Source organism: Dickeya dadantii NCPPB 898 (assembly GCF_000406145.1).
GTDB classification, from domain to species: domain Bacteria; phylum Pseudomonadota; class Gammaproteobacteria; order Enterobacterales; family Enterobacteriaceae; genus Dickeya; species Dickeya dadantii.
Map to the genome: position 1 here is coordinate 4235426 of NZ_CM001976.1, position 12977 is coordinate 4248402.

A 12977-nucleotide genomic window follows, 5' to 3' on the forward strand; every position below is an offset into this window, starting at 1 on the left:
CCTTCATGCTTCGCCAGGCGCCCGTCTCACGGCCGCCGGCGTGGGGGTCGTCAGGCGGCATTCTCTTCGGCGGCGGTCTTGCCGATGATGCTGGTGTCTTCTTCTTCCATGATGCCGAACTCCATCAATAGCGACTCCAGTTCGTCCATCGTCACCGGCGTCGGCACCACCATTTTGGTGTTGTTGACGATCTTGCCCGCCAGCGTGCGGTACTCATCGGCCTGATTGCATTTAGGGTCGTATTCGATCACCGTCATACGGCGGATTTCGGCGCGCTGCACGATGTTGTCGCGCGGCACGAAGTGAATCATCTGGGTGCCGAGTTTTTCCGCCAGCGCGATGATCAATTCATCTTCCCGATCGGTCTGACGGGAATTGCAGATCAACCCGCCGAGGCGCACCTTGCCGGACTTGGCGTACTTCACGATGCCTTTGGAAATGTTGTTGGCGGCGTACATCGCCATCATCTCGCCGGAGCAGACGATGTAGATTTCCTGCGCCTTGTTTTCGCGGATCGGCATGGCGAAGCCGCCGCACACCACGTCGCCCAGCACGTCGTAGAACACGAAGTCGATGTCCTCTTCATACGCGCCTTCTTCTTCGAGGAAGTTGATGGCGGTGATGACGCCACGACCGGCGCAGCCCACGCCCGGCTCCGGACCGCCGGATTCAGCGCAGCGCACGCCGCCGTAGCCGATTTGCAACACGTCCTCCAATTCGAGGTCTTCCACCGAGCCGACTTCCGCCGCCATTTCCATAATGGTGTTCTGGGCCTTGGCGTGCAGGATCAGACGGGTGGAATCCGCCTTCGGGTCGCAGCCGACGATCATCACCTTCTTCCCCATCTCCGCCAGCGCGGCGACCAGATTCTGGGTAGTGGTGGATTTACCGATACCGCCCTTGCCATAGATGGCACATTGACGCATTGCCATGATTGCTTCTCCTGTTCGGGTTGAATGCTTGTTGCACACACCTCAAGGAGTGCAGGGAACGTACCAGCCGGGCCAAATCAATCAACTAATTGATTTATTTTGGTTTTTAAAAATCACCAGCCGCCGCGACAGCACAGAGACAAGACAATCGGCAGACCAATTGTTGGAAAAGGGACAATCGGGAAAGATGAGCGTGATGGTTTGTCGTCAGGCATTGTCGTCAGACATTGCGTCAGGTTGCCCACCTTACTGACTCCGACACTTTGTTAGCAGGCCGACAGGATGTCGCAGTCCGTGTCTTGTTCCGCCCAATCACACCGGCGCGATACCGCCCCAGCCGCCGTGGCGCCCCTCGTAACCCGTTCAATCTTCTGTCTTTCCTGTATCCGGCGCTAACTGGCATAAGCCGTGCTAGATCAGCCCATGACGGTGCGCCGGCCGGCAGAGCATGGCTGGCGCCCTTCGACACCACAGAGAGGAACCCGTACATGGCAAGAAAGATGAAAACAATGGATGGCAACGCGGCGGCAGCGTATATCTCGTACGCCTTTACCGAGGTGGCGGCCATCTATCCCATCACCCCTTCCACGCCGATGGCTGAAAACGTGGATGAATGGGCGGCGCAGGGCAAAAAAAATCTGTTCGGCCAGCCGGTCAGAATGGTGGAAATGCAGTCGGAAGCCGGCGCGGCGGCGGCGGTGCACGGTTCGCTACAGGCCGGCGCGCTTACCACCACCTATACCGCCTCGCAGGGATTGCTGCTGATGATCCCCAACCTCTACAAAATCGCCGGGGAGCTATTGCCGGCGGTGTTCCACGTTAGCGCCCGCGCGCTGGCCACCAGTTCACTCAATATCTTCGGCGACCATCAGGACGTGATGGCGGTGCGGCAAACCGGCTGCGCCATGCTGGCGGAAAGCAGCGTGCAGCAGGTGATGGATCTATCCGCCGTGGCGCATCTGGCGGCGATCAAAGGCCGGGTGCCGTTCATCAACTTCTTCGACGGCTTTCGTACCTCCCACGAGATCCAGAAGATCGAACTGCTGGAGTACGACGAACTGGCTACGCTGCTGGACCGGGAGGCGGTGGACAGTTTTCGCCGCCGCGCCTTGCATCCGGACCATCCGGTGGCGCGCGGCACCGCGCAAAATCCGGATATCTACTTTCAGGAGCGGGAGTCGGTCAATCGTTTCTATCAGGCGCTGCCGGAACTGGTGGAAGAGACGATGGCGCACATCAGCCGACTCACCGGCCGCGAATACCATCTGTTCAACTATTATGGCGCGCCGGACGCCGAACGCCTGATTATCGCGATGGGCTCGGTATGCGAAACCATCGCGGAAACCGTCGATTACCTCAACCAGCGCGGGGAAAAGGTCGGGCTGCTGACCGTGCACCTGTACCGCCCGTTCTCGCTGACGCATTTTTTTTGCCGCCATCCCGCCCACGGTGCAACGCATCGCGGTGCTGGACCGCACCAAGGAGCCGGGCGCGCAGGCTGAACCGCTGTATCTGGACGTCAAAAACGCCTTCTATAACCACGACGCCCGGCCGCTGATCGTCGGCGGCCGTTATGCGCTGGGCGGCAAAGACATCGCGCCGACGCATATCGCCGCGGTGTTTACCAACCTGCTGCACCCGATGCCGCAGGACGGTTTTACCGTCGGCATCGTGGACGACGTGACCCACAGCTCGCTGCCGCTGCCGGTCGACGACATCGACACCGCGCCTGAAGGCACCACCGCCTGCAAGTTCTGGGGGCTGGGTTCCGACGGCACGGTGGGCGCCAACAAAAGCGCCATCAAGATCATCGGCGACCAGACGCCGATGTACGCGCAGGCCTATTTCTCCTACGACTCGAAAAAATCCGGCGGCATTACCGTCTCGCACCTGCGTTTCGGCACCCAGCCGATTACCTCGCCGTACCTGATTCGCAACGCCGATTTCATCGCCTGCTCGCAGCAATCCTACGTGGAGAAATACGACCTGCTGGCAGGGTTGAAACCCGGCGGCACCTTCCTGCTTAACTGCACCTGGAGCCAGGCGGCGCTGGAAGACGCGCTGCCGGCGGCGATGAAACGCTATCTGGCGCACAACCAGATCCGCTTCTACGTGGTCAACGCGGTGGATATCGCCCAACAGCTCGGGCTTAGCGGCCGCTTCAACATGATTATGCAGGCGGCGTTCTTCAAGCTGACCGGGATCATCCCCGCCGACACCGCCGCCGACTACCTGAAAAGCGCCGTCGCCCTGTCCTACGGTAAGAAAGGCCAGCACGTGGTGGCGATGAATCAGGCCGCCATCGATCAGGGCATGCTAGCGCCGGTTCAGGTCACGATTCCGACGCACTGGGCCGACCTGCCGGAACCGACGGTCGCTGCCGCCGCGCTGCCCGAGTTTATCCGGCGCATTCTGACGCCGATGAACCGGCAGGAAGGCGATAGCCTGCCGGTCAGCGCCTTTGCCGGCATGGAAGACGGCACCTTTCCGCTCGGCACCGCGGCGTTTGAGAAACGCGGCATCGCCATCAGCGTGCCCGCCTGGCAGCCGGAAGGCTGCACCCAGTGCAACCAGTGCGCGTTTATCTGCCCGCACGCCGCCATCCGCCCGGCGCTGTTGACCGACGAGGAGCGCACGCTGGCGCCCGACACCCTGCTCAGCAAACCGGCCACCGGCGCCAAAACCCTGCACTATCATCTGGCGGTGTCGCCGCTGGACTGCTCCGGCTGCGGCAACTGCGTGGATATCTGCCCGTCGCGCGGCAAATCGCTGACCATGCAACCGCTGGCGTCGCAGCAACCCAAAATCGCGCAGTGGGAACAGGTGCTCGGCCTGCCGCCCAAGCCGAACCCGTTCAATAAAACCACCGTCAAGGGCAGCCAGTTCGAGACACCGCTGCTGGAGTTCTCCGGTGCCTGCGCCGGGTGCGGCGAAACCCCGTACGCCCGGCTGGTGACCCAGCTGTTTGGCGACCGCATGTTGATCGCCAACGCCACCGGCTGTTCCTCCATCTGGGGCGCCAGCGCGCCGTCCATCCCTTATACCGCCAACCACCGTGGACACGGCCCCGCCTGGGCCAACTCGCTGTTTGAGGACAACGCCGAATTCGGGCTGGGGATGCTGCTTGGCGGCAACGCCATCCGCGAACAGCTGGCCGGCGACGCCGCCACGGCGCTGATGCAGCCGCTCAGCCCGGCGCTGACCGACGCGCTCAATCTGTGGCTGGAGCTGAAAGACCGCGGCGACGGCACCCGCGAGCGGGCCGATCACGTCATCGCCCTGCTTGAGCGTGAAAAGGGCGACGACCCGTTGCTCAACCGTCTCTACCAAAACCGGGATTACCTCGCCAAACGCTCGCAGTGGATTTTCGGCGGCGACGGCTGGGCTTACGACATCGGCTTCGGCGGGCTGGACCATGTGCTGGCCTCCGGCGAGGATATTAACGTGCTGGTGTTCGATACCGAGGTCTATTCCAACACCGGCGGCCAGTCGTCCAAATCCACCCCGGCGGCGGCGATGGCGAAATTCGCCGCCGAAGGCAAACGCACCCGCAAGAAAGACCTCGGCCTGATGGCGATGAGTTACGGCTACGTGTACGTGGCGCAGGTAGCGATGGGCGCGGACAAAGCGCAAACGCTGCGCGCCATCGCCGAAGCGGAAGCCCACCCCGGCCCGTCGCTGATCATTGCCTACGCCGCCTGTATCAACCACGGCCTGAAAGCCGGCATGGGGTGCAGCCAGCGGGAAACCCAAAAGGCGGTGGAGTCGGGATACTGGAACCTGTACCGCTTCAACCCGCAGTTGCAGGCGGCAGGCAAAAACCCGTTCACGCTGGATTCCGACGAACCGGAAGCCGATTTCCAGGACTTCCTGATGGGCGAAGTGCGCTACAGCGCGTTACAGCGCCAATACCCGGAGCTGGCAAGCCAGTTGTTCGCCAAAACCGAGCAGGACGCCAAAGCGCGTTTCGAGCGGTACAAACGTCTGGCGGAGGGGTAACTCCGCCACAACAGCCGGGAACATGCGGTACTGAGAGCCTCTTAAACAGGGATGTTTTTTCAGGACATTCGAGATCGGTAGCCTCTGGCAACGTGGAAAGGGTTGCTTTCATCCGCCAGAAACAAAAAAACCACCTTTCGGTGGTTTTCTGCATTATGCAGACATTCATCTGCACAACTGAATTTGGAGCGGGAAACGAGACTCGAACTCGCGACCCCGACCTTGGCAAGGTCGTGCTCTACCAACTGAGCTATTCCCGCTTGGGTGAGTCATAACGCGGCACGGTGTGCTGTCGTTATGTGGGGCGCATTATACGAAAAACGTTTCGTCTCGCAACCCCTTAAATGAAAAATGCGGTTCAACCGCTGACAAAACCGGCAGCTCGCAGAAAAAAACCACTACCTGCCGATTTTCCACTCGGCCCTGGGTACAAGTTTCCCGCACTACAACTGAATGAAATGCTCGCGGTAGTAAGCCAGTTCCGCCACCGACTCGCGGATATCGTCCAGCGCCTGATGGGTGTTGCGCTTTTTGAACCCGGCCAGCATCTCCGGTTTCCAGCGGCGCGCCAGTTCCTTAAGCGTGCTGACGTCCAGATAACGGTAGTGGAAGTAAGCTTCCAGTTCCGGCATGTAACGGAACAGAAAACGGCGATCCTGCCCGATGCTGTTGCCGCAAATCGGCGATTTGCCCGCCGGCACCCACTGCTGCAGGAACGCGATGGTTTCCCGTTCCGCGGCGCCTTCGTCAAAAGCGCTGGCTTTAACCCGATCCACCAGCCCGCTGGCGGTGTGAGTGCGCACGTTCCAGTCATCCATCAGCGCTAGCTGGCTGTCCGGCTGATGCACCGCCAGCGTCGGGCCTTCCGCCAGTACGTTCAGGTTGGCATCGGTCACCAGCGTTGCGATCTCGATGATCCGATCCCGCTCGGGATCAAGCCCCGTCATTTCCAAATCGATCCAGATCAGGTTGTTTTCATTTACCATCGTCGCCATTCCCATCGGGTTTCGCCGTCAGCGGGCTATCCAGCCCTGCCGGCGGCGGTTAATTAAAATAAAATAGCGTGTATTATAGTCGCTTCCATCGCCACCGGCGATAAGCGCCGAACCAAGAGAGACTGCGTGAGTAAAAAGAAACTGTCAAAAGGTCAGCAACGGCGGGTCAGCGCCAACCATCAGCGCCGCCTGAAACATGCCGACAGCAAGGTCGAGTGGGATGACAGCCAACTGAGCGAACCGCAGGAAGGCGTCATCATCAGCCGTTTCGGCATGCACGCCGATGTGGAAGCGCCGGACGGCAAGCTGCACCGCTGCAACATTCGCCGCACTATCCACTCACTGGTCACCGGCGATCGGGTGGTCTGGCGCGCCGGCAACGAAACGCTGGCCGGCATCAGCGGCATCGTCGAAGCGGTGCATCCGCGCCAGTCGGTGTTGACCCGCCCGGACTACTATGACGGTCTCAAACCCATCGCCGCCAACATCGACCAGATTGTGATTGTCTCCGCCATTCTGCCGGAGCTGTCGCTCAATATTATCGATCGCTATCTGGTGGCCTGCGAAACGCTGGAAATCGAGCCGCTGATCGTGCTCAACAAAATCGACCTGCTGGATGACGAAGGCCGGGCGTTTGTGGAAGAGGTGATGGATATCTATCGCGCGCTGCATTACCGGGTGTTGATGATGTCCAGCCACACCCAGCAGGGCGTCGCCGAGCTGGAGGCCGCGCTGACCGGCCGGGTCAGTATCTTCGCCGGGCAGTCCGGCGTCGGCAAATCAAGCCTGCTCAACGCGCTGCTCTACCCTGACGATGCACAAATTCTGGTCAACGACGTCTCCGACGCCTCCGGGCTGGGCCAGCACACCACTACCGCCGCGCGTCTGTACCATTTCCCGCACGGCGGCGATGTTATCGACTCGCCGGGCGTGCGCGAGTTCGGGCTGTGGCACCTGGAGCCGGAACAGGTGACGCGCGGGTTTATCGAGTTTCGCGACTACCTGGGCAGTTGTAAATTCCGCGACTGCAAACACGACACCGACCCCGGCTGCGCCATTCGCGCCGCGCTGGAACGCGGGGAGATCGCGCCGGAGCGTTTCGACAATTACCACCGCATCCTTGAGAGCATGGCGCAGGTAAAAACGCGTAAATCCTTTTCTGCTCCGGATAACTGACATTTATCGTATCCACCGCTACAATGCGCCCCTTTTTACGGCGTACCCTTAAAAAAACAACGAGGCCCACTGTGCTGGACAGAATCAAGATTGCTCTACAACATCTGCTCCCGAAGGTTTGGCTGACGCAGCTAGCCGGTTGGGGAGCCGACCGCCAGGCCGGTATGCTCACCAAACTGGTGATCGACCTGTTTGCCCGCATCTACAAGGTCAATATGCAGGAAGCGCAACAACCGGACACCGCGTCCTACCACTCGTTCAACGACTTCTTTGTGCGCCCGCTGAAACCCGGCATTCGCCCGGTAGACCCGTTGCCGAACCGGCTGGTGTTTCCCGCCGACGGTGCCATCTCCCAGTTGGGCGCCATTGACGACGACCGGATCCTGCAGGCCAAACAGCACGACTACACGCTGGAAGCGCTGCTGGCCGGCAACTACATCATCTCCGACCTGTTTCGCGACGGCCTGTTCGTCACCACTTATCTCTCCCCGCGTGATTACCACCGCGTCCACATGCCGTGCGACGGCATTTTGCGCGACATGATTTACGTGCCGGGCGACCTGTTTTCGGTCAACCCGCTGACCGCCGCCAACGTGCCGAATCTGTTTGCCCGCAACGAGCGCGTGATCTGTCTGTTCGATACGCCGTTCGGCCCGATGGTGCAGATTCTGGTCGGCGCCACCATCGTCGGCAGCATCGAAACCGTCTGGGCGGGAGTGGTCACGCCGCCGCGTGAAGGCATCATCAAACGTTGGGCCTATCCGATGGAAGGCGAAGGCGCCGTTATCCTGGAGAAAGGCGACGAGATGGGGCGCTTCAAACTCGGCTCCACGGTGATTAACCTGTTTGCCAAAGACCGTGTGCAGTTGATGCCCGGACTGGCCAGCCAAAGCGTAACCCGCATGGGTGAAGCCATGGCTGAAGCGCTGGATGAGGACATTCTGGCACGCATGAGCGCCAACGACGACACTGATACCACCCCCTGACCCCATCAACACGCCTGAGGAGGCCAGCCGTGCGTCTGATCCTGATTTTCCTGCTGGGATGCCTGTTATCAACCACGTCGCTGGCCGCCCAGTTGCCTGACGAAACGCAACTGAAGCAAGATCTGCAACAGGCGGAAACCAACAAGAACACCCCGGCGCAGGCCGACATCGTCAAAGAGTTGCAATCGGCGCTGCGCCTGCTGGACGAGCGCCGGGACACCCGCCAGCGCGCCGATCAGTACCAGCGCGCGATTGACGACTTTCCCAAACTGACCCGCGACCTACGCCAGCAGTTAGACGCCGAAAACGCCAAACCGGCGGCGCCGCCGAAAGCGACATCGGTCAACGAACTGGAACAGCAGATTGTTCAGTTCAGCAGCCAACTGCTGGAGCAAAGCCGCCAGTTGCAGCAGGAGCAGGACCACCAGCGGGAAATCAGCGATTCGCTGGCCCAACTGCCGCAACAGCAAACCGAAGCCAACCGCGCGCTGAGCGAGGTCGAACGGCGCTTACAGGCGCTGGGCAACCCGACGACCGCGCTCGGACAAGCACAACTGGCCGCATTGCAGGCCGAGGCGGCGCTGCGTAAAAGCCGGGTGGAAGAGCTGGAACTGGCGCAGCTTTCCGCCAGCAACCGTCAGGAACTGTCGCGCCTGCAGGCGGACGTCTACAAAAAGCGGCGCGACCGGCTGGATAATCAGCTCCAGCTGTTGCGCAGCACGCTGAATACACTGCGCCAGCGCGAGGCGGAGCAAGCGCTGGAGCGTACCGAGCAACTGGCGGAACAGGAAGGTCAGTTGCCCACCGCGGTCGCCGGCCTGCTGCAAACCAACCGCGAGCTGTCTCTGGCGCTCAACCAGCAGGCGCAACGCATGGATCAGATTGCCGCCCGCCAGCGCCAGACCGCCGCCCAAACGCTACAGGTACGTCAGGCGCTGAGCACGCTGCGCGAACAGGCGCAATGGCTCGGCTCGTCGCCGGCGCTGGGTGAAACCCTGCGCGCACAGGTGGCGCGGCTGCCGGAAATGCCCAAGCCCCAGCAACTGGACGGCGATATGGCGCAACTTCGCGCCCAGCGCCTGCATTACGAAGACCTGCTCAATAAGCTGTCGGCGACCGGCGAACCCGCCCGGCAGGACGACGGCACACCGCTCACCACCGCCCAGCAAAAGATCGTCAACGATCAGCAACGCACCCAGCGCGATCTGCTCACGTCGCTGATTTCCGGCTGCGACACCCAGATTCTGGAACTGACCAAGCTGAAAGTCGCCAGCAGCCAACTGGAGGACGCGCTGACCGAAATACGCGACGCGGCGCACCGTTATTTGTTCTGGGTGGCGGATGTCGACCCGATCGGTTTCGCCTACCCGCTCAACCTGCTGCGCGACCTGTCGCGCCTGTTGTCGCTGGATACCCTCACCCAACTGAGCGGCGCGATGCTGATGATGGCAACCAGCCAGAGCACGCTGTTGCCGCTGCTGGGCGCGTTGCTGCTGGTCGGGCTCAGCATCAGCTCGCGCCGTCATTATCACGCTTTTCTGGAACGCGCCAGCAGCCGGGTGGGCAAAGTCACCCTCGACTATTTCATGCTAACGCTGCGTACCGTGTTTTGGTCGGTAATGGTGGCGATGCCGCTGCCGGTGCTGTGGGCCGCGCTCGGTTATGGCCTGCAAAACGCCTGGCCTTACCCGGTGGCGGTGGCGATCGGCGACAGTGTTACCGCCACGGTGCCGCTGATGTGGGTGGTGATGGTCTGCGCCGCGTTTTCCCACCGCCAGGGGCTGTTCATCGTGCATTTCGGCTGGTCGCCGAAACAGGTGGCGCGCGCCATGCGCTACTACCGGTTGTCCATCGGCCTTATCGTGCCGCTGGTGATGGCGCTGATCACCTTTGATAACCTCAACGACCGCGAGTTTTCCAGCACGCTGGGGCGGTTGTGCTTCATCCTGCTGTGTATGGCGCTTAGCCTGGTGACCACCAGCCTGAAACGCGCCGGTATTCCGCTGTATCTGGATAAGGAAGGCTCCGGCGAAAACCCGGTGAACCGCGCGATGTGGAATCTGATGATCTGCATCCCGCTGATCGCCGCGCTGGCGTCTTGTCTGGGCTACCTGACTACCTCGCAGGCGTTGCTGGCGCGGCTGGAAACCTCGGTCGCCATCTGGTTCTTCCTGCTGGTGATTTATCACATCATCCGCCGCTGGATGTGGATTCAGCGCCGCCGCATCGCCTTTGACCGCGCCAGACAGCGCCGGGCGGACATGCTGGCGCAACGCGCCCGCGGCGAGGAAGACGCGAACCCGTCGTCCCACGAAGCCAGCGGCGACGTAATGGAAGAGCCGGTGGTGGATCTGGACGCTATCAGCGCCCGCTCGCTGAAACTGGTGCGCTCTATCCTGACGCTGATCGCGCTGGTGTCGGTGATTGCGCTGTGGTCGGAAATCCATTCCGCGTTCGCCTTTATGGAAAACATCAGCCTGTGGGATGTCACCAGCACGGTGAAAGGCGTGGAGAGCGTGCAGCCGATTACCCTTGGCGCGGTGCTGATCGCGCTGCTGGTATTTATCATCACCGCGCAGCTAATGCGCAACCTGCCCGCGCTACTGGAGCTGGCGGTGTTGCAACATATCGAACTGTCGCCCGGCACCGGCTACGCCATCATCACCGTCAGCAAATACCTGATGATGCTGGTGGGCGGGCTGATGGGGTTCTCGCTGATCGGTATCGAATGGTCGAAGCTCCAGTGGCTGGTGGCAGCACTCGGCGTGGGGCTGGGGTTCGGTTTGCAGGAAATCTTCGCCAACTTCATCTCCGGCCTGATCATTCTGTTCGAAAAACCGATCCGTATCGGCGATACCGTGACCATCCGCGATCTAACCGGCAGCGTGATGCGCATCAATACCCGCGCCACCACCATTTCCGACTGGGACCGCAAAGAGATCATCGTGCCCAACAAGGCTTTCATCACCGAACAGTTCATCAACTGGTCGCTGTCCGACTCGGTCACCCGCGTGGTGCTGACCATCCCGGCGCCCGCCGACGCCAGTACGCAGGAGGTCACCACGCTGCTGCTGGACGCGGTGAAACGCTGCTCGCTGGTGCTGGATAACCCGCCGCCGGAAGTGTTTCTGGTGGACCTGCGTCAGGGCATCCAGATTTTCGAACTGCGTATCTTCGCCGCGGAAATGGGCCACCGTATGCCGCTGCGCCATGAACTGCACCAGCTGATTCTGGAAAGCTACCGCGAGCACAATCTGGTGATGCCATTCCCACCGTTTCAGGTACAGATGGATTCGGTGCAAATCGCCGGGCGTAACGCTACCACGTCAACCCGCACCGCAGGCGGGTTGTAATTCCTCTTAAGCGGATTGTAATTTCTTAGAAAAAGAAAACCACGGTAAGCGATGGCTTCCGTGGTTTTCTGTCATCCCTAAGTCATTAAGAATGAAAAAGCGATGTCAGGCGCGATCGACCGTAAACGCCATCACCTCGCCGATAGACTCGGCGTTCAGCGCCATCATCACCAGACGATCAACGCCCAGCGCCACGCCGGAACACGGCGGGATGCCGGCTTCCAGCGCCGCCAGCAGGTTTTCGTCGATCGGTTGCACCGGCAGGCCGCGTGCCGCGCGCTTGCGGTTATCCTGCTCGAAACGCTGACGCTGCTCTTTACTGTCGGTCAGTTCGCAGAAACCGTTAGCCAGTTCGATGCCTTTGTAATAGACCTCGAAACGCTCCGCCACCCGGTGATCCTCGGTGCTGATTTCCGCCAGCGCCGCCTGCGTCGCCGGGAAATGGTAGACAAACGCCGGTTTGTCGCGGCCGATGTGCGGCTCCACGCCAAACGCGAACAGCAGTTGCAGCAGGGTATCGCGATCCTCTTCCCGGCCGGCGACATCCCCCACGCCGATTTTCTCCGCCGCGTCACGCAGTTGCGCCTTGTCCGCCGACAGCGGATCCACCTCCAGATGACGCTGGAACGCCTGCTGATAGGAAAGCATCTCCGCGCTATCGCACTCCAGCACCTGTTGCAGCAGGTCATCCATTTCGTTCATCAGCCGGTACATATCGTAGTGCGGGCGATACCACTCCAGCATAGTGAACTCAGGGTTGTGATAACGGCCGGACTCTTCGTTGCGGAAACTGCGGCACAGTTGGTAAATCGGCCCGCTGCCCGCCGCCAGCAGGCGTTTCATGTGGTATTCCGGGCTGGTCATCAGATACAGCGCCATGCCATCGGCGGCGCCGGGGCCGACAAAGTGGGTCTGGAACGGGAACAGATGCACATCCGTCACCGTCGCCTGGCTCATGGCCGGCGTTTCCACCTCCAGCACGCCGCGGTCTGAGAAGAAACACCGGATTTCTTTCATTATCGACGCCCGCTTCAACAGATTGGCGACAGGGGCGCTGGGCTGCCAACTTGCCGTTTCGCTCATGATTTCCACTCCACACTCAAACTGGAGGTGCAGTCTACCCGCATCACCACAACCAGACAAATTTATCCCGCGAAAGGTTTTCCTCTATATTGGCAAGCGACTATTTAGCTTACCTACATTCATAATTACGGTGCACGATCCTGACCATTCACCTGGTTGCCGTCTTCCCGTAACTTGAATTATTTAGGGTATGAAAGCGTTATTTGCGGATAAATCACAATTTCCGAAATATGTCCGTATAGATATTAAAAAACAGCAAAATACTGGATCACATCAAATTTCAGACATCTGCAAATCGCTATAATCATTTCCATACAAAAAAAGGGTGATTGACTCTCTCTTTATAGGTAGTTCGGATATTTTTTCACTCGATTTAATGTCTTGGAAATTAAAACGGAAAATAAGTGACTAGACTGAATTGCATATTATTTTCTTAATTTAATTTATTTAACT

Annotated in this window: 6 protein-coding genes, 1 tRNA gene and 1 pseudogene; 4 read left to right on the forward strand and 4 right to left on the reverse strand. The window is 60.1% G+C overall.

Annotated elements, in window-relative coordinates:
• Positions 1 to 50 precede the first annotated feature (50 nt).
• Entirely contained in the window at positions 51 to 932 is an 882-nt protein-coding gene (gene nifH / locus DDA898_RS18985) for a nitrogenase iron protein (protein WP_013319646.1), read from the reverse strand.
• Positions 933 to 1420: 488 nt separating this feature from the next.
• Between nifH and nifJ the strand changes: the two are divergent.
• A pseudogene (gene nifJ, locus DDA898_RS18990) lies at positions 1421 to 4931 on the forward strand (pyruvate:ferredoxin (flavodoxin) oxidoreductase).
• A 184-nt stretch (positions 4932 to 5115) separates the two neighbouring features.
• Here nifJ and DDA898_RS18995 read toward each other — a convergent pair.
• Both DDA898_RS18995 and orn read right to left on the reverse strand, forming a co-directional pair.
• A tRNA-Gly gene (locus DDA898_RS18995) sits at positions 5116 to 5191 on the reverse strand.
• Between the two features lie 183 nt (positions 5192 to 5374).
• Complete coding sequence (gene orn / locus DDA898_RS19000) at positions 5375 to 5917, reverse strand: oligoribonuclease (RefSeq protein WP_033112427.1); 543 nt, start codon at positions 5915 to 5917, stop codon at positions 5375 to 5377.
• 135 nt (positions 5918 to 6052) lie between these two features.
• Here orn and rsgA point away from each other — a divergent pair, with 135 nt between their 5' ends.
• The 3 genes from rsgA to mscM all read left to right on the forward strand — a co-directional run bounded on the left by rsgA (position 6053) and on the right by mscM (position 11441).
• Positions 6053 to 7102, forward strand: coding sequence for a small ribosomal subunit biogenesis GTPase RsgA (gene rsgA, locus DDA898_RS19005; protein WP_013319650.1), 1050 nt, complete (start codon positions 6053 to 6055; stop codon positions 7100 to 7102).
• A gap of 71 nt (positions 7103 to 7173) precedes the next feature.
• On the forward strand, positions 7174 to 8088 hold the full coding sequence (gene asd, locus DDA898_RS19010; protein WP_038912050.1) for an archaetidylserine decarboxylase: 915 nt from the start codon (positions 7174 to 7176) through the stop codon (positions 8086 to 8088).
• Between the two features lie 29 nt (positions 8089 to 8117).
• On the forward strand, positions 8118 to 11441 hold the full coding sequence (gene mscM / locus DDA898_RS19015) for a miniconductance mechanosensitive channel MscM (protein WP_038912051.1): 3324 nt from the start codon (positions 8118 to 8120) through the stop codon (positions 11439 to 11441).
• 105 nt (positions 11442 to 11546) lie between these two features.
• Here mscM and epmA read toward each other — a convergent pair whose 3' ends face one another.
• Positions 11547 to 12524 (reverse strand): elongation factor P--(R)-beta-lysine ligase, encoded by a 978-nt coding sequence (epmA, locus tag DDA898_RS19020; protein ID WP_038912053.1) that lies wholly within the window; start codon positions 12522 to 12524, stop codon positions 11547 to 11549.
• Between the last annotated feature and the right edge of the window lie 453 nt (positions 12525 to 12977).

Excerpts from the sequence above, each read along its gene's own strand:
- epmA (WP_038912053.1), bottom strand. The coding sequence starts at position 12,524 with ATGAGCGAAACGGCAAGTTGGCAGCCCAGCGCCCCTGTCGCCAATCTG.
- nifH (WP_013319646.1), bottom strand. The coding sequence starts at position 932 with ATGGCAATGCGTCAATGTGCCATCTATGGCAAGGGCGGTATCGGTAAA.
- orn (WP_033112427.1), bottom strand. The coding sequence starts at position 5,917 with ATGGTAAATGAAAACAACCTGATCTGGATCGATTTGGAAATGACGGGG.